The organism is Geodermatophilus sp. SYSU D00779, from assembly GCF_054050595.1.
The window spans coordinates 94662-112076 of record NZ_JBJGZQ010000006.1 but is presented as its reverse complement, the minus strand read 5'-3'; the positions used below and the strand labels follow the sequence as shown (position 1 = coordinate 112076).

Genomic DNA, 17415 nt, shown 5'->3' with positions numbered 1-17415 from the left:
CGGCTCGTGCCGGCCGCTCTGCTCCACCCGGGTGACCTCTCGCGGCGCACCCTGCGCCATCCCGTCCTCCTGTCATCGCCCTGACCTGGACCTTCCTCTTGCACCGACGGTCTGTTCGAACATACGATCGAACACATGGGCGACGGAGCGCAGATCCGTACCCCGGGTGCTGCCGGGCCGTCGGTGGGCTGGGCGTCCGGGCCGCTGGGTGCGGTGCAGGCCGCGGCGCGGGAGATGAGCCGGCAGGCGGCGCTGCGGGTGCGGGCGGTGGCGGCGTTCGCCGCGATCCGCCCCGCCAGCGTGGACCGGGCGCCGGGGGAGCGGGGCGCGATGTCGGCCGAACGGTGGGCGGCGCGGGCCGACGTGCTGCGGTCGGTCGGTGAGTGGGCCGCGCAGGAGCTGTCGAGCGCGCTGGACACCACCACGCAGGAGGCCGAGGCGGAGCTGGAGCGCGCGCTCACGCTGGTGTCCCGGTTGCCGCGGGTGCTCGAGGCGCTGGAGGGCGGGCTGCTGCACGAGGGGCACCTGTGGTGCCTGCTGGAGCACGAGGCGCCGATCGCCGACGACGCCCTCCGCACGCGGGTCGAGGGCGAGGTGCTGGACTGGGTGGCGGCGCGGCGGCGGGTGACCACACCAGCGGCGCTGGGGCACCAGGTGCGCCGGGTGGTCGCCGCGCTGGACGCACGGATTGCGGCGCGGGATCTGGCCCGGGCGCTGGCGCGGCGGGGGATCAGTCAGCTGGCCCGCGCCTTCGCCGGCCCGGACCCGACTCCCACGCCGACGGACGCGGCTGACGCCGTCGCCGACATCCCCACCGGCGACGCCGTCACCGACGGCACCGACGCCGACAGCGCCGTCGGCGCGGCCGGCGATGCCGACGCCGCAGACACCCGGCCAGCTGCCACGCCATCGATCGGCGCCGTCGAGCCGGTCGACGTCGAGGGCGATCCGATCGAGCGGGCGGCGCGGGAGTTGAGCGGCGCCGACTTCGACCGGTGGCTGGACGAGCTGGTGCGCGACGGTCTCGGCGACGCCCCCGCACCCGGTGACCCGGGCTGGCAGCCGGGCGTCCCACCCGGCCCCGCCGAGTGGGACGCCGGCCCCTGGTGCGACCCGTGCGAGTGGCTCGACGCCCACGCCCACGAGGACGACCTTCCCGTGCCGGGTGCCGGGCTACGCCGCACGCCGACGGTTGCGCGACCACCCCTGGTGCCGGCTGGTGGGCGGCGGCCGACCGCGCGGTGCAGGACGCCGGTGCCGCGGTGCACACCGCCCGGCTGGCGCTGGGCGCGGCGGAGCGGACGGTGCGCACCGCCCGGCGCGCCGACGCTGAGGACGAGGCCACCTGGCAGGTCAGCCCCACCGGTCGGGTGACCGCCGCCGGCGACGCGCTGGCCGCGCTGGCCGCCGCCGACACCCAGCGCGAGCAGCTGGCCGCGCTGCTCGATGCCACCGGCGGGGGGTGGGCTGGCCGACCGGCCGCGGATCGCGGTCACCGACGCGCTGCTGGCGCTCACCGACCTGTCCGGGCTGCGCCGGGCCGGGCACTGCAGCCGGCCGGCCTGCCGGCGGCGGCCGCAGACCTGCGGCCACCACCTGACCGGACGGTCCGGGCTGGGCGCCCCCGGCCCCACCGACGGGTACCGGCCCGGCGCCGCGCTGGAGCACCATGTCCGCGCCCGCGACCGGCGCTGCCGGTTTCCCGGCTGCCGGCGCCGCATCCCCGCCGCCGGCGAACTGGACCACGTCATCGCCCATCCGCACGGGCCCACCGCCGCGGCCGACCTGCCCGGCTTCTGCACGCCCGACCACCGCGGCAAGCACCAGGCCCCCGGCTGGGCCTACGCGATGACCCCCGACGGCACCCTGACCGTCACCACACCCAACGGCCCGACCGCCGTCACCGCCCCCCGCCCTACCGACCGCGCGGCTCCGTGTGTCGGCGCCGAGGACGCACGACACGGCGAGGCCCCGACCCGGGGGGACGGGTCGGGGCCTCGGCGCGGCCGCTGCGCGGCTCGGTCGGTGTGGCTGGACTGCGGGGTCTCAGGTGACTGCGGGTCTCAGGCGGTACGTCTCAGGCGGTGCGTCTCAAGCGGTGCGGATGGCAGCGCGCACCTGGTCCACCAGGCTCGCCGGGATGTCGGTGAGGCCGTGGTCGTCACGGGCGTGGCCGGCGACCGCGGCGAGGATGTCGTCCTCGGTGGGCGCGGTGGACGTCCGGCCGCACGAGGTGACGACGTCGCCACAGGCGAACTGCTTCACGGGGACACCTCCGGGGTGAGAGGGGCCGTCGTCCGGCGGACGGCGGGGACCAGGGGTCGATCAGCCCGCGTGCGCCGCCGCGAGCTGCAGCAGCAGCCGCTCCACGCGGATGATGCCGAGGACGGCGCCGCGCGCGTCCACGCACACCACCGGGTCGAACCGGTTCTCCTCAGGCCGCGCGGCGACCCGCCGGGCGACCTCGCTGAGGCCCGCGGACGCGGGGACGCGCAGGCTCATCGGCGCGCGGCGGTGGCCGGGCGGGTCCTCGCCGCGGCGGAAGGGGATGAGCAGGCAGCGCGGGTGGCCGTACTCGTCGACCTCGACGCCGACCGCGCCGTCCGGCGCGGTGCCGTCCTCGACGACCACCACCGGCTCGGCCAGCCCGACCACGTGCTCGGTCAGCAGGGCCTGTGCGGCCTGGCGCCGCAGCCGGTCGCGCACCTCGGGGTCGAGCTGCACCCACGGCGGACCCGGGCGCCCCAGCAGCCAGCCCTGACCGAGCGGCACCCGCAGCCGCAGGAACGCCTGCAGCTCGCCCCACGTCTCGATGCCCTCGGCGAGCAGCCAGGCGTCGATCCGCCCGCCGAACTCGCCGAGCATCTCGACGAGGGCCAGCTTGACCTCGTCGCCGTCCGCGCCGGTGACCAGCGCGCGGTCCAGCTTGATCAGCTGCGGCCGGAACTGGGTGATCTGCTGCAACCCCGAGTAGCCCGACCCGGCGTCGTCCAGCGCGAGCAGCGCCCCCTTGGCCCGCAGCCGGTCCCGCAGGTCGATCAGCGGGCGCAGGTCGCCGACCGCGTGGTGCTCGGTCAGCTCGAGCACCAGCGGCGCCAGGTCGTCGATGGCCAGCAGCGGCTCGGCCAGCTCGGGCTGGGTGAGCAGGTGCGGGCTGACGTTGACGGTCAGGAAGCAGTCCGCCGGCAGGGTCGGCAGCACCGCGAGCGCCTGGCGGACGACGATCGACTCCAGCTCGGCCCCGCGCCCGACCGCGTCCGCGGCGGCGAACCAGCGGTCCGGCGTCGCCTCGCTGGGCCGGCCGTCCGGCGTGGTGAAGCGGGCCAGCGTCTCGTAGCCCGCGACCGTGCCGCGCTGCAGGTCGACGATCGGCTGGTACACCAGCCGCAGCAGTGAAGGGTCGGCGAAGACGGCGGCGAGCCGGGCGTCCCACTCGGACGCCGCGACGTCGGTGCGCTCGGGCAGGGACACGGACACGCTCCTGCATCGGCACCGGATCACGCACCATTCACTCCGCGGCCGTCCAGGACCGGCTGGGCTCACCCCGGCGGGTGAGCGCCGCTCGGGCGACTGCCCGCGGCGGCGTCGAGCACGGTCGTCCAGACGTCGCCCGCGGCCTCGCCCAGCAGCAGCTGGAGGGACGGCGGCCAGTCGCGCCGCAGCGCCGGGACCGGGGGAGGACAGCAGCGGAACGGTCACCCATCGACGCTGGCCACGGCCGGTGACGGCCGGGTGAGACGCCGATGAGGGCGCTCTCGTGTCGGCGGGACACGCCGGGCGACGCGGGTGCCGGCCGCCGGTGGCGGGTAGCTGCGCCTCCCAGCGGCCGCGCAGCACCGTGCGGCCCCGACGGAGGGAGATGCCGTGCCCGAGGTACCGCAGCCGGTCACCGACAACAGCGTCAAGGTCCGCCAGCTCAGCCACTACCAGTTCAGCTGGATCGCGGGGGAGCCCGGGAAGCCGGGCACCTACACGCTCCAGCTCGTCCTGGACCAGGGGGCGTGGGAGGAGGTCCTGACGCTCGACCCGGACGACGCGGACAACCTGCAGGACCTGCTGGCCAACACCGAGACGGTGCACTACGACATCGAGCGCCGGGTGCTGATGTTCGGCGTCACCCCGACGGGGAGCTGACCCTCCCGGGACACGACGAGGCCCCGTCGGCGCATCGCGCCGGCGGGGCCTCGTCGTGTGTTCGTGCGGTCAGCGGCCGATGCGGCCGTCGTTGTCGCGGTCGAGGGCGTCCTTGGCCTTCTGGGTGAAGCTGCGGTCGTCCCCGCCGGTGGTGCCGCCGGTCACGCCGGTGCCGCCGTCGACCTCGACCTCCTCCTTGCGGACGTCGGCCGACACCCGCTCGGAGTCGGTGACGGTCTCCGTGTCCAGGCGCACCCGCTCGACCGGCACGGCCTCCTTCTCCACCACCGGGCGCTCGGCGTGCAGGGTGACCTCGTGCTCCTCCTCGGAGATCGCCGGGCCGTCCAGCGCGTTGCCGATGTTGGCGTCGGTGATCGGCTCGCGCTCGACCCGCACCTCCTCGCGGGAGACCGGCACGGTCTCGGTCACGTTCTCGGTGACCACGTACTTGCGCAGCCGGGCCCGGCCGACCTCCTCGGTGCGGGTGCCCACGTTCAGCCGCTCCTCCGAGCGGGTCATCGCGTTGTCCGTGGTGGGACCGGAGATGTCCCGGCCCACGACGCCCGCCTCGCCGGTGTGGTCGGGGCGTCCGTCACGGTCGCGGTCGGTTCCGGCCAGACCCGCGGTACCGGCGGTACCCGCCACGCCCGCGGTCTCGGTGGTGCCGGTGGTGCCCGCCACGCCCGCGGTCCCGGTGGTGCCGGCCGTGCCGGCGGTCCCGGTCTGCGTCTGCGGGGTGGTGTCGGTGCCCGTGCCCGAGCCGAGGCCGTAGTAGCGGTAGAGCTCCTGCTCCTCCTGCGGCGACAGGTGACCGTCGGTGTCGATCTTCGGCGCGTCCTTCACCTTCGCCTTGTCGTACGGGAACCGCAGGGTGTCACCCGAGAGGTCGGCCTGGGCCAGCGGCACGAAGGTCTCCTTGGTGCCGAACAGGCCGGTGTGCACCGTGGCCCACTCCGGGCGACCGGTCTCGTCGTCGAGGTAGACCTCGCTGACCTTGCCGATCTTGTCGCCGTCGGCGTCGACCGCGGTGGTGCCGATGACCTGCTGGATCTGCGTCTCGGTGATCATGCTGCTCCTGTCCAGTGTCGAGGGGAGGGCTGCGGGTCCGCAGCGCCGTCCGTTGGCGCACCGTCGTGCAGGCGCTGGGAACTCGGTGCCCGCCGTGCTTACGACGTAAACACGGGCCCTCGGGAGGAGCGGCACGGTGCCCTCCGGTCCGGCCCGAGCGGCGTACAACGGGAGGACGGACGGCGACGGGAGGCGGACGTGGCGGACGACGCTGCTCCTCCAGGTGCTGTGCCCACGGACGGGCAGCCGCACACGCGCGCGCTCCGCGCGTCCCCGCCAGGGACGGCCCGGACGCCGCTCGACCGGCGCCGGGTGCTCGCCGCGGCCATCGAGTTCATCGACGAGCACGGCCTCGAGGCGCTCACCATGCGCCGGATGGGTGCCCACCTGGGCGTCGAGGGGATGGCGCTGTACCGGCACGTCACCGGCCGTGAGGACCTGCTCGACGGCGTGGTGGAGCTGGTCGTCGACGAGCTGTACGGCGACCCGGAGGTGTACCTGACGCCGGAGCACGGCTGGCAGGACTACCTGCAGCGGCTGGCGCACGGGGTCCGGCGGATCGCCCTCGCCCACCCGGCCCTGTTCCCGCTGATCGCCACCCGGCCGCCGGCCGCGCCGTGGGTGCGGCCGCCGCTGCGCAGCCTGCGGTGGCTGGAGTCCTTCCTGCAGGCCCTGACCGGTCACGGGTTCAGCGACGAGGCTGCGGTCGCCGCCTACCGGGCGTACACCAGCTTCCTGCTCGGGCACCTGCTGCTGGAGGTCTCGCAGCGTGGGGTGCCGATCACCGCGCTGGACGACCCGGAGGGCGCCCCGGACGCCGGGGAGCGGTCGCTGGCCGAGTACCCGCTGGTGCGCCGGCTCTCGCCGCTGCTGTCCGAGGACGAGTCGGCCGAGGAGTTCGAGGAGTCGCTGGAGAACCTGCTCGAGCGCCTCCAGCGGGTGCTCCGCGAGTCGCGGCGCCCCGGCTCGACCGGCTGAGCCGCGCGGTCGGCCCGCCACGACGTCGAACCGGCCGCCCCGGTCGGGCGCAGCGCCTGCAGGACCGACCGCGAGGGGTTGCGCGGCTCGGGCCGCCCGCCGGCCCGGCGGTGCGCGTCGGTCTCCCGGCGAGCAGGGCCACCCCGGTGGAGTCGAGGAAGGCGGCCGCGGAGGCGTCCACCGCCACCACCGGCCCCAGCGGTGCACCGTCACCTGGGACGTGGGTCCGGACACCGCGACGGGCCGGCCCCTCGGAGCCGGTCCGTCGCGGTGGTGCGGTGGCGGGGCCTCGCTCAGAACAGGCCGCGGCTGCCCGAGCGGCGGCCGGGCCGCAGCTCGATGTCGACCGGCAGCTCCGGGTCGTCGACGGCCTGGCGGGCGTGGGCGACCACCCGGTCCTCCAGCGTCCGGCGGACCTCGGCGACGTCGGCGACGTCGGCCAGCTCGACGGCGACGGTGGCGCGCACGGCGGCCTCGCCGTCCGCGCGGGCCTCGCCGACGGAGATGCCGAGCGGCCGGCGGGGCGCAGCAGCGGCGCCGTCGACCTGGGTGGCGGCGTAGCCCGCGACCCGCTCGACCACGCGGTCGGCGACGTCGGCCGGGCGCATGCCGGTGGCCTCCAGCGGGCAGGAGAGTGGTCCGCAGTCCCACCAGGAGGTACGCACCGTGAGCCGTTCCATCGCCGACCAGTCGGTCGAGGAGCTCGGGGGGCCGGGCAGCGTCCTGGTCCGCCAGCGTCGTGACCACATCCAGCTGGACCGGCTCCTGCACGAGCTGGACGGCACCACCGGCCGCGAGCAGGAGGAGGTCCTGACCCGCATCGACCGCCTGGTGTTCAGCCACGCCTTCGCCGAGGAGAGCGTGCTCTGGCCGGCGATCCGCCGGGTGCTGCCCGACGGCGAGGAGCTGACCCTGCGCATCGAGCAGGAGCACCAGGAGGTGAACGAGCTGGTCAGCGAGCTCGAGACGCTCGGGCACGACGACCCGCGTCGTGCGCAGCGGCTGTCCCGTCTCGTGGAGGTGCTGAACGAGGACGTCCGCGACGAGGAGGACGTGCTCCTCCCCCGGCTGCAGGAGCGCCTCGACCCGCACGAGCTGCGTGCGCTGGGCCGCCGCTGGGACCTGGTCCGCCGCATCTCGCCGACCCGGCCGCACCCGACGGTGTCCCGCCGTCCGCCGGGCAACGCGCTCTCGGCGCTGCCGCTGACGGTGCTCGACCGCAGCCGGGACGTCGTCGACGCCGTCGTCCGCCGCGTGCCCGCGAGGCTGGCCCCGGTCGGCCAGGTGGTCAGCCGGGGGCTGGCCGGGATCGCCGGCCTGGTCGAGCGGACCCCGCCGGCCCGCCGCGGCGACCGTCCGCCGACCTCGCGCTAGACCAGCACACGACGACGGCCCCCTCCCGGATCGGGAGGGGGCCGTCGTGTGGCCCCGTCCAGAGGCTCGCCGCGCGCTTGCGAGCGGTGAGGGGGACGGGGTCCTTCTTCAGTGCGTGTGCCGGTCCTTCGGCTCGGCGCGGGCGTCGAGCTGGATCTCCTTCTCCGCCAGCGGCACGCCCTCCTTGAGCTCCTTGGTGCGCTCGATCTCGGCGTCGAGCTCGATGCCGAACAGCAGCGCCAGGTTGGTGATCCAGAACCACACCAGGAAGACGATCACCCCGGCGAGCGTGCCGTAGGTGGCGTTGTAGTTGCTGAAGTTCGCCACGTAGAAGGCGAACAGCGCCGAGGCGCCGGCCCACACCAGCAGCGCCACGGCCGCGCCCGGGCTGGTGAAGCGGAAGCCGCGCAGCTTCACGTTGGGCGTCGAGTAGTAGAGGACGGCGATCATCAGCGCCACCAGCACGACGACGATCGGCCACTTGGCCCAGCTCCACACGGTCACCACCGCGGCGGGCAGACCGATGGCCCCGGCGACGGCGTCGACCACGCGGCCGCTGAGCACCAGCATGGCCACGATCAGCGCGGCGAACAGCACGCCGATCAGCGTGACCAGCAGCTGCAGCGGCTTGAGCTTCCAGACCTTGCGGCCCTCGGGGGTCTCGTAGACCACGTTGGCCGCGCGGGTGAACGCCCCGACGTAGCCCGACGCCGACCAGATCGCGGCGGCGAGACCGAGGACCAGACCGAAGCCCGCCGGCGCGGTGTTGCCGGCGAGCTGCTCGATCACCGGGGTCAGGGTGCTGGCCGCCTGCTCGGGCACGACCGCGGTCAGCGCGGTGGTGAGCTCCTGTGGGTTGGTCAGCAGGCCGACGATGGACAGCAGCGCGATCAGCGCGGGGAACAGCGCCAGGGTGCCGTAGTAGGTGAGCGCGGCCGCCCAGTCGGTGAGGTTGTCCTCGCTGAACTCCTTCAGCGTCCGCTTCAGCGTGCCGCCGACCGTGGGCGCCTTGTCAGCGCCCTTGGGGGCGCTGTCGAGCCGGGTGTCGTTGACCTTGGGGTCGTCCGGGGCGGGGTCACCCGCGGTGTTGCCGGAGAAGCGGGTCTCGTTCGCGGCGGTGCTGCTGCCACGCGGACCGGTGGAGCGGGCCATCGTCAGTCCTCCGTCGGATGTGGAGCGATCCGCATCGGGGTTCCCCCGATGATCGTGGCCCATGCCCGCCGCCGGTGTGTCGCGACCGCTCCGTGACCTCAGCGGGCGCCGGGCACCGCGACCGTGCCGGTCTCCTCGGCCGCGCCCCGACGTCGCCGGCCGGCCACGGTCACGGCGGCGACGGCGGCCGCGCTGCCCGCCCCGACGAGGGCGACCGCGGTGAACGACGCCGCCGTGGGGAACCCGGTCGCAGTGCTCGTGCCGGCGGCGAGGACCGCGACCGTCACCGTGCTGCCCACCGCCTGCCCCACCGACCGCGCGATGGAGTTCACCGCGTTGGCGACACCGGTCTCCTCGGGGCGGACGGCGGCCACGACGAGCGCGGGCAGCGCCGCGTAGGCCACGGTCACCCACAGCTGGGTGAGCAGCCCGGCGGCGACCACCTGCGCCGGGGTGTCGCGCAGCACCGCGAACAGCAGGAAGCCGGCCAGCCCGCACACCGCGCCCACGCCCAGCGTGGTCAGCGCGCCGACCCGGGCCACGATCCGCCCGGCGACCGGCCCCAGCAGGACGCCGGCCACCCCACCGGGCAGCAGGTAGACGACCGCGGCCTCGAGCACCGAGGCGCCGAAGCCGTACCCGGCGGCCCCGGGCGGCGTCTGCACGTACTGCAGGACGACGAGGAAGGAGGCGAACAGCCCCACGCCGGTCAGCAGCCCGGCGAGGTTCGGGACGACGACCCGCGGGTCGGCCAGCAGGCCGGGGCGGACCAGCGGCTGGGTCCGCCGCCGCTGCAGCAGCACCCAGCCGGGGAGGACGAGCGCCGCCCCGGCCAGGCAGCCCAGCGTCCCCGGCGACGCCCACCCCCAGGCGTTGCCCTGCGAGACCGGCAGCAGCAGGAGCACCAGCCCCGCGGCCAGCACGGCGGCGCCGGCCCAGTCGACCCGGCCGGACCCGGTGGCCGGACGGCGCGGGAGGACGACCGCCGTGAGCACCAGGGTGACCAGGCAGACGACCAGCCCGATCCAGAAGGGGCGGTGGTAGTCGCCGCCGTCCCGGGTCAGCACCCCGGCCGCCACCAGGCCCACCACCCCGCCCACCGCGAGCGTGCTGCTCACCACCGACATGGCGACGTCCAGCCGGGCGGCGGGCAGCTCGCGGCGCAGCACGCTGATGGCCAGGGGGAACAGGCCGTAGGAGGCGCCCTGCAGCACCCGGGCCACGAGCAGCAGCGGCAGCGAGGCGGTGACCAGCGCCAGCAGCGTGCCGACCGACATGGCCGCGAGGACGCCGAGCGCCACCGGGCGCTCGCCCCAGGTGTCACCGAGGCGGCCCAGCACCGGCGTGGCGACGGCCGCGGCGAGCAGGTTGGCCGTCAGCACCCAGCCGGCGGCGTTGGCCGAGACCCCGAGCTGCACGCCGATCGCCGGCAGCAGCGGGACGACGAGGCTCTGCATGAGCGACAGCGCGGTCGTCCCGAGGGCCAGGACGGCGACCAGCACCACCGGCCGCGGCGCGCGCTGTTCGTCGTCGGCGGCGCGGGACACCTGGGGATCAGACCACGCCCGGTCTCACCGGGCGCGCCCGCCCGGGTCCGTGCGTTTGGTCACACACCATCAGGTGGAGCAGCTGATCCACGGTTGAGACGGCAATCGGACGGGGTAGTGCCGTTGTGACGACGACGTGCCGCGGGGGCTCCAGCCGCCAGCGGTGACTTCTGTGCACAAAGGGGTTTGACTGATGGTGCTGTGGCCGGCCGTGACCCTCCTCGGGTTCCTGGTCCTGACTGCACTGGTGATCGGGCTGGGGACGTCCTCGACGGCGCGCTATGAGCGCGAGCAGCGCGCCGCGAAGGCCGTGCCGGCCCGCCCGGCCACCACCCGGACCGCGACCGGCGAACCGGTGGGTGCCCGCGCCGCCTAGGAGGAGGGCCACCCTTCCCCCCCACGCCTCGTAGGAGGACCCCGTCCTCCTCACCGCTCGCAGGCGCGCGGCGAGCCCCTGGACGGGGCCAGCGGTGCCTGGACGGGGCGGTCCCTCGCTGAGACCGACCGCGCCCCGCGCCTCCTCCTCGGAGTCGCGGGGCGCAGCTGTGTCCGGGACCCCCTCCACAGGGCACCACCGGCCCCGCCCCGAGCCCGCGGGGGTGGGGAGAGGGCCTCTTCTTAGAGCCAGGCCTCGTCGGTGTCGAGGACCGTGCGGTCCAGCGACTCGAGCAGGTCGAACTGGGCGCGGGTGCGCGGCAGTTCCCAGCGCCAGAAGTAGCGGGCCGCCGCGCGCTTGCCCTCGTGGAAGGCGTCGGAGGAGCCCTCGCAGGCAAGCGCCTGCTCCAGCCACAGCCACCCGACCACCAGGTGGCCGGCGGCCTCCAGGTAGACGCTGGCGTTGGCCAGCGCCAGGTCCGGGTCGCCGGTGCCCCACAACGTGGCGGTCACCGCGCCCATCCGGGCCACCGCGGCGTCGAGGTCGGCGGCGAAGCCGGCCCACTGCGTCCCCACGGCACGGGCGGTCGTCGCGGTGATCGTCTCCCCGAGCAGTCGCAGCCCGGCGCCGCCCTGGGCGACCACCTTGCGCCCGAGCAGGTCCAGCGCCTGGATGCCGTTGGTGCCCTCGTGGATCGGGTTGAGCCGGTTGTCCCGGTAGAACTGCTCGACGGGGTAGTCGCGGGTGTAGCCGTAGCCGCCGTGCACCTGGATCGCCAGGTCGTCGGCGACCGGGCCCCACTGGGAGGGCCAGGCCTTGGCGATCGGCGTCAACGTGTCGAGCAGCAGGTGGGCCCGGGCGCGCTCCTCCTCGGTCTCGGCGGTCTGCTCCTCGTCGACCAGCCGGGCGCAGTAGAGGCCGAGCGCCAGCCCGCCCTCGGCGTAGGACTTGGCGGCCAGCAGCATCCGGCGCACGTCGGGGTGCTCGATGATCGGCACCGGCGGCGAGGCCGGGTCCTTGCCGCCGGCCCGGCGGCCCTGGGTGCGGGTGCGGGCGTACTCGAGGGCGTGCAGGTAGCCGGTGTAGCCGAGCACGGTCGCGCCCATCCCGACGCCGATCCGGGCCTCGTTCATCATGTGGAACATGTAGGTGAGGCCGCGGTGCGCCTCGCCGACGAGGTAGCCGACGGCCCCCGGCCGCCCGCCCGGGGTGTGCACGCCCTCGCCGAAGTTCAGTAGCGTGTTGGTCGTCCCCCGGTAGCCCATCTTGTGGTTCAGGCCGGCCAGGACGACGTCGTTGCGCTCACCGGGGGTCCCGTCCTCGCGGACCAGGAACTTCGGGACGATGAACAGCGAGATGCCCTTCACCCCGGGCGGGCCGCCGGGGATCTTGGCCAGGACCAGGTGGACGATGTTCTCGGTCAGCTCGTGGTCGCCGCCGGAGATCCACATCTTGTTGCCGGTCAGCCGGTACGTGCCGTCGTCCTGCGGCACCGCCTTGGTCGTGATGTCGGCCAGCGAGGAGCCGGCCTGCGGCTCCGACAGCGCCATCGTGCCGAACCAGCGGCCCTCGATCTCCGGCCGCACGTAGGTGTCGATCTGCTCCTCGCTGCCGTGCGCGAGCAGCAGCCGGGCGTTGCCCATGGTGAGGAACGGGTAGGCCGACGTCCCGACGTTGGCCGCCTTGAACCAGGCGAAGACCGCCTGGCCGACGACGTGCGGCAGCTGCATGCCGCCGTACTCCTCGTCGAACTCCCCGGCCATCAGCCCCGCCTCGACGAAGACGTCGAGGGCCTGCTTCACCTCGGGGACGAGCACGGCCTTGCCGTCGACCATGCGCGGCTCGTTCTCGTCGGCCTTCCGGTTGTGCGGCGCGAAGTGCTCGGTGGCGATCTGCTCGGCCAGGTCGAGCACCGCGTCGAAGGTCTCGCGGGAGTGCTCGGCGTAGCGCGGGCGCTTCACCAGGTCCTCGACGCCCAGCCACTCGTGGAGCAGGAAGTCCAGGTCGCGGCGGGACAGGATCAACGACGAGCGCACGACGCCTCCGCAGCGGTTCGGCAGGGACCCGGGTTCCGTCCGCCCGGCACCGCCACAGTAGGACGTGAGGTGGACGGCGGGCCGCGGGCCCGCGGTGGTCGGCCTCGATCCCGCGACGCCCCCGTGGTGGACAGCCGGAGGGGGTCGTGAGGGACGGTCCGTCCGGACGATTGGCCCCGTCGGGGTGCTGGGTAGCCCGCGGTTCCCGGACGTCGATGCCCAGGAGGACGCGTCATGGCCGTGCCCAGGTTGCTCGACTCCCTGCGGGGAGCCGCCACGCAGGCAGGAGGGGCGCTGCTCGGCCGCCTCCAGCACGTGCGGCTGCCCGGCCTGGGGCAGTCCTCGGCTCCCGAGGACCCCGAGACCGCCGCCCGCCGCTGGCGCGCGGTCACCGTGCTGTGCTCGCCGGAGCAGGTGGGCACCGGTGCGGACCTCCCCGCGCCGCTGGCCGCGCTCGGCGACCGCGTCGAGCTGCGCATCACGCCGGCGCCCGGCGATCGCGGCACCGAGCTCGCCGCGCGCTACCGCGACCGGCCGTCGGACGACGACCTGCGTGCGTTGCGCGCCGCGCTGCGGGAGACCAAGCAGTTGATCGAGGTGGGCGAGGTGCTGCGCGTGGACCCCGCGCCGCACGGTGTCCGCAAGCCGACGCCGCAGGGCGCGGCGCTGGAGGGCGCGACGGCTCGCGCCGGGGGAGAGGGTGTGCTGTGAGCGGCTGTGTGATCGTGCCGGCTCCGCCGGCCGGTGGCGAGGAGGCACGGTGAGGGCCGCGACCTGGACCGGGGTCAACGAGGTCTCGGTGGAGACGGTCCCCGATCCGCAGATCCTCAACGACCACGACGTCATCCTGCGGGTGCGGCGGACCACCACCTGCGGCTCGGACCTGCACCTGCTCGGCGGCTACATCCCGTTCATGCGCGCCGGCGACGTCCTCGGCCACGAGTTCATGGGCGAGGTCGTCGAGGTCGGCAGGGGCGTGCGGGACCGCACGGTGGGTGAGCGCGTCGTCGTCAACTCCTTCATCGCCTGCGGCAACTGCTGGTACTGCGAGCAGGAGCTCTACAGCCTCTGCGACAACGGCAACCCGAACCCGGGGATCACCGAGTCGCTGTGGGGCCAGAGCCCGGGCGGCTGCTTCGGCTACTCGCACGCGATGGGCGGCTGGGCCGGCAGCCACGCGGAGTACGTCCGGGTCCCCTACGCCGACGTCGGCGCGTTCGTCGTCCCCGAGGGGGTGAGCGACGAGCGGGCGCTGTTCGCCTCCGACGCCGTCTCCACCGGATGGATGGGCGCCGACCTGGCCGGCACCAGGCCGGGGGACGTCGTCGCCGTCTGGGGCGCCGGCGGGGTCGGCCAGATGGCGGCCCGCGCCGCGATGCTGCTGGGCGCCGAGCGGGTGTACGTCATCGACCGGCTGCCCGAGCGGCTGGCCCAGGTCCGCGAGCACGTCGGCGCCGAGACGATCGACTACTCGCGCACCGACGTCCTGGCCGAGCTGCGCGAGGTCACCGGCGGCCGCGGGCCTGACATCTGCATCGAGGCGGTCGGCATGGAGGCGCACAGCTCCGGCATCCAGGGCGCCTACGACCAGGTCAAGCAGCAGCTGCGGCTGCAGACCGACCGCCCCTCCGCCGTCCGGGAGGCGATCCTGGCCTGCCGCAAGGGCGGCAGCGTCTTCGTGCTCGGCGTCTTCGCCCTGATGGTGGACAAGTTCCCGCTCGGCGCGATGATGAACAAGGGCCTGACCGTGCGCGGCGCCCAGGTGCACGGGCAGCGCTACATGCCGCGGATCCTCGAGCACATGGCCCGCGGCGAGCTGACCACCGAGCACCTGGCCACCCACGTCCTGCCGCTCGAGGAGGCGCCGCGGGGCTACCAGATGTTCAAGGACAAGACCGACGGCTGCGTGCGGGCGGTCTTCACGCCCTGACATCGTCGGCCTACCGGCCGACACGCGGCCATGTGCCGTCCCCGATCCGCGTGGAGCCGGACCGCCGACGCTCCTCGGGGGACCCTGCAGGTCCCCGCTCGTCGGCCGCCATCGCGGCCAGGTGCCGTCCCCGACCTCCGCTGACACGACGGTGGCCCCCCAGCAGCTGCAGGGGGGCCACCGTCGTGTCGAACGCGCGGGCTCAGTCGTGCTGTCGCGCCGCGCCGTCCTGCAGGTGGTCGGCGGGGATGGACGCCAGGCCGGTGGGCGCGTGACGCGTCGCCTCGTGCTTACCGGCGTGCCGTCGGGGGTGGCCGTTCCCCCTCGCGACCGGCGCACTGCCGTCCCCCTGCGCGCCGCGGGGGACGGCGCCGCCGGGGCGGCCGACCGGGGGAGCGGTGGACGTGGGGGCCCCGGCGCCGACCGCCTGTGCGGCCTGCTCGGCCGGCTCGTCGGCGGACGGGTCCCCCGCCGTCTGCCGCGCCGCCTGCCGTGCCGCCTCCCGGGCGGCCTGGATGCCGGACTTGTTCGACAGCGCCAGCTGCGGCAGGAACAGGAACACGAGGAACCCGACGGCCGCCACGACCGCGGCGATGAGGAAGACCAGGTCGATCGCCGCGGAGAAGCCGGTCTTGAACGGCAGCGCCAGGAACGACGGCAGGTCCTGGATGAACGAGGTGTCCGACAGGTCGGAGCCGGCCTGCAGCTGACCGCTCTGCAGCGCCTCGGCCACCCGCGGGTCCGTCGCCGCCGCCGAGGTCACCGACTCCTCGATCTCCACCGGCAGGCGGCTGAACAGCACGGAGAGGAAGACGGCGGTGCCGACCGTCGCGCCCATCTGGCGGAAGAACGTCACCGAGGAGGTGGCCACGCCCATCTGGCTCGGCTGCACCGCGTTCTGCACCGCGAGGACCGCGGGCTGGAAGTTGAAGCCCAGCCCCACGCCGAGCAGGACCATGAACGGCACCAGCGCCCAGATCGAGGTCTCGGCGCCGACGACGAAGGACAGCGCCAGCAGGGCGACGGCGATCAGCGTGGTGCCGGCCAGCGGGAAGACCTTGTACTTCCCGGTCTTCGAGATCGTGGTGCCCGAGCTCATCGCGCCGACCATGAGCCCGGCGACCAGTGGGATCATCTGCAGGCCGGCGACGGTCGCGCTGGAGCCGTGCACGATCTGCAGGTACTGGGGGAGCAGCAGCAGGCCGCCGAACATGGCCGCGCCCACCACCACGCTGCCGAGGCTGGCGACGGTGAAGCTGCGGTTGCCGAACAGGTCCAGCGGCAGCAGCGCCTCGTCGCGGTAGGCCCGCTCGGCCAGCAGGAACAGGACGAAGCCGACCGCACCGATGAGGTAGCAGGTGAGGGCCCGGCCCGACGTCCAGCCCCAGAGCCGGCCCTGCTCGGCGACGATGAGCAGCGGGACGATGAAGGTGATCAGCGCCAGTGCCCCGGGCCAGTCGATGCGGTGGTCGCGGCGGACGTGCGGCAGGTGCAGCACGCGGTAGACGGCGAGGAAGGCGAGCAGGCCGAGCGGCACGTTGATCATGAAGATCCAGCGCCAGCCGGTCAGCCCCAGCAACGAGGACTGGCCGGCGAGGAAGCCGCCGAGGACCGGGCCGAGCACGCTGGAGGCGCCGAAGACGGCCATGAAGAAGCCCTGGTACCGCGAGCGCTCCCGCGGCGGGACGATGTCGCCGATGATCGCCAGGGCCAGAGACATCAGCCCGCCGGCGCCGACGCCCTGGATCGCCCGGTAGGCGGCCAGCTGGTACATCGTGTCGGCGATGCCGCACAGCACCGAGCCGACGACGAAGACGCCGATCGCGAACAGGTAGAACGGCCGCCGTCCGTAGATGTCGGAGAGCTTCCCGTACAGCGGCGTCGAGATCGTCGACGTGATGAGGAAGGCCGTCGTGGCCCAGGCCTGCAGGTCGTAGCCCTGCAGGTCGTCGGCGATGGTGCGGATGGCCGTCGCCACGACCGTCTGGTCCAGGGCCGCCAGGAACATCGCGACCATCAGCCCGGTGATGATCGTGAGGATCTGCCGGTGCGTGAAGGCGCCGTCCGCGTCGGGTGCGGAGGCGGCCGCCCGGGCGTCTCTCCGCCCGGCCGCGCTGGTGTGGGTGCTCTGGGTCATGGGTTCTCTCTCGATCGGGCGGCGACCGGCACGGCGGCGGGCTCGGTGGGCAGTGACGCGGCGAGGTCGTCGAGGAGGCGACCGAACAGCTGGGTGAAGGTCGCCAGGTCCGCGGCCGGCCAGTCGGCGGTGGCCCGAGCGAGGTGGGCCTCCCGCTCGGCCCGGACCTGCCGCAGCGCGGCAGATCCGGCGTCGGTGACGACGAGGCGGCTGGCCCGCCCGTCGGTCTCGTCGGCGACCCGCTGGACGAGCCCCCGCTCGATCAGCGAGGACACGTGCCGGCTCACCGTCGACGGGTCGGCGTGCACGAGCTCGGCCAGTGCACTCTGCCGCAGCGGGCCCAGCCGCGCGAGCGGGAACAGCAGGACCAGCGCCGCACTGCCCTCGGTCGCCTGGTGCGCCTTGAGGGCGTGCACGAGCCGCATGAAACGGGGTAGCTGCTCGCCGAGGATGCGCAGGTCGGCGAGCCGGTCGTCGCCGGGCGCGGCGGGGCCGGGCACGGCAGAGCGGAACGGCACGGCGGGCTCCCGGGGGACGACGGACGGAATGCGTGCACCGTACAAGCTGTTGTACCGATCAAACAACGAGTTGTACGACCCACGCAAGTGAGGCGGGCCACGACCACCCGGCGGCGTCCGGTGCGATCCTGGGAGAAGCGCCGGTCACCGTCCGCCCGCCGTTGC

General features: G+C 74.6%; 16 protein-coding genes. 7 read left to right on the top strand and 9 right to left on the bottom strand.

The features are described 5' to 3' along the window. The first annotated feature begins 135 nt into the window (after nt 1–135). Entirely contained in the window at nt 136–1374 is a 1239-nt protein-coding gene (locus ACI79G_RS06540; protein ID WP_456880327.1) for a hypothetical protein, read from the top strand. Between the two features lie 717 nt (nt 1375–2091). On the opposite strand, the gene ACI79G_RS06535 is transcribed toward ACI79G_RS06540, so the two are convergent. Both ACI79G_RS06535 and ACI79G_RS06530 read right to left on the bottom strand, forming a co-directional pair. Further along, nucleotides 2092–2265 (bottom strand): DUF1059 domain-containing protein, encoded by a 174-nt coding sequence (locus ACI79G_RS06535; RefSeq protein ID WP_456880326.1) that lies wholly within the window; start codon nt 2263–2265, stop codon nt 2092–2094. A 60-nt stretch (nt 2266–2325) separates the two neighbouring features. After that, a complete protein-coding gene (locus ACI79G_RS06530) occupies nt 2326–3471 on the bottom strand; it encodes an EAL domain-containing protein (protein WP_456880325.1) in 1146 nt (381 codons plus the stop codon). A 393-nt stretch (nt 3472–3864) separates the two neighbouring features. On the opposite strand from ACI79G_RS06530, the gene ACI79G_RS06525 reads away from it, so the two are divergent. After that, nucleotides 3865–4134: a hypothetical protein gene (locus ACI79G_RS06525; RefSeq protein ID WP_091224341.1), complete on the top strand. Its 270-nt coding sequence runs from the start codon at nt 3865–3867 to the stop codon at nt 4132–4134. A gap of 69 nt (nt 4135–4203) precedes the next feature. Here the strand turns inward: ACI79G_RS06525 and ACI79G_RS06520 are convergent, their stop codons facing one another. After that, nucleotides 4204–5202: a PRC and DUF2382 domain-containing protein gene (locus ACI79G_RS06520; protein WP_456880324.1), complete on the bottom strand. Its 999-nt coding sequence runs from the start codon at nt 5200–5202 to the stop codon at nt 4204–4206. Between the two features lie 228 nt (nt 5203–5430). On the opposite strand from ACI79G_RS06520, the gene ACI79G_RS06515 reads away from it, so the two are divergent. After that, on the top strand, nt 5431–6180 hold the full coding sequence (locus tag ACI79G_RS06515; protein ID WP_456880323.1) for a TetR/AcrR family transcriptional regulator C-terminal domain-containing protein: 750 nt from the start codon (nt 5431–5433) through the stop codon (nt 6178–6180). A gap of 293 nt (nt 6181–6473) precedes the next feature. Here ACI79G_RS06515 and ACI79G_RS06510 read toward each other — a convergent pair whose 3' ends face one another. Then, nucleotides 6474–6788, bottom strand: coding sequence for a hypothetical protein (locus tag ACI79G_RS06510; RefSeq protein WP_456880322.1), 315 nt, complete (start codon nt 6786–6788; stop codon nt 6474–6476). Nucleotides 6789–6846: 58 nt separating this feature from the next. On the opposite strand from ACI79G_RS06510, the gene ACI79G_RS06505 reads away from it, so the two are divergent. Beyond that, on the top strand, nt 6847–7554 hold the full coding sequence (locus ACI79G_RS06505; protein WP_456880321.1) for a hemerythrin domain-containing protein: 708 nt from the start codon (nt 6847–6849) through the stop codon (nt 7552–7554). A gap of 108 nt (nt 7555–7662) precedes the next feature. On the opposite strand, the gene ACI79G_RS06500 is transcribed toward ACI79G_RS06505, so the two are convergent. After that, on the bottom strand, nt 7663–8706 hold the full coding sequence (locus ACI79G_RS06500; protein ID WP_456880320.1) for a YihY/virulence factor BrkB family protein: 1044 nt from the start codon (nt 8704–8706) through the stop codon (nt 7663–7665). A gap of 98 nt (nt 8707–8804) precedes the next feature. Beyond that, the gene (locus ACI79G_RS06495; protein ID WP_456880319.1) at nt 8805–10253 is read right to left on the bottom strand and encodes an MFS transporter; all 1449 of its coding nucleotides are present in this window, start codon (nt 10251–10253) and stop codon (nt 8805–8807) included. A 193-nt stretch (nt 10254–10446) separates the two neighbouring features. Between ACI79G_RS06495 and ACI79G_RS06490 the strand changes: the two genes are divergently transcribed. Then, a complete protein-coding gene (locus ACI79G_RS06490) occupies nt 10447–10629 on the top strand; it encodes a hypothetical protein (RefSeq protein ID WP_456880318.1) in 183 nt (60 codons plus the stop codon). A 242-nt stretch (nt 10630–10871) separates the two neighbouring features. Here ACI79G_RS06490 and ACI79G_RS06485 read toward each other — a convergent pair whose 3' ends face one another. Beyond that, the gene (locus tag ACI79G_RS06485) at nt 10872–12665 is read right to left on the bottom strand and encodes an acyl-CoA dehydrogenase (RefSeq protein ID WP_456880317.1); all 1794 of its coding nucleotides are present in this window, start codon (nt 12663–12665) and stop codon (nt 10872–10874) included. 234 nt (nt 12666–12899) lie between these two features. Between ACI79G_RS06485 and ACI79G_RS06480 the strand changes: the two genes are divergently transcribed. Then, the gene (locus ACI79G_RS06480; protein WP_456880316.1) at nt 12900–13376 is read left to right on the top strand and encodes a hypothetical protein; all 477 of its coding nucleotides are present in this window, start codon (nt 12900–12902) and stop codon (nt 13374–13376) included. 49 nt (nt 13377–13425) lie between these two features. Continuing rightward, nucleotides 13426–14595 carry a zinc-dependent alcohol dehydrogenase gene (locus tag ACI79G_RS06475; RefSeq protein ID WP_456880315.1) on the top strand — a complete coding sequence of 390 codons (1170 nt, stop codon included), beginning with the start codon at nt 13426–13428 and terminating at the stop codon, nt 14593–14595. Nucleotides 14596–14797: 202 nt separating this feature from the next. Here the strand turns inward: ACI79G_RS06475 and ACI79G_RS06470 are convergent, their stop codons facing one another. Further along, entirely contained in the window at nt 14798–16732 is a 1935-nt protein-coding gene (locus ACI79G_RS06470) for an MDR family MFS transporter (RefSeq protein ID WP_456880314.1), read from the bottom strand. Then, nucleotides 16729–17250 carry a MarR family winged helix-turn-helix transcriptional regulator gene (locus ACI79G_RS06465; protein ID WP_456880313.1) on the bottom strand — a complete coding sequence of 174 codons (522 nt, stop codon included), beginning with the start codon at nt 17248–17250 and terminating at the stop codon, nt 16729–16731. The genes ACI79G_RS06470 and ACI79G_RS06465 overlap by 4 nt, the downstream gene beginning before the upstream one ends. Nucleotides 17251–17415: the final 165 nt, after the last annotated feature.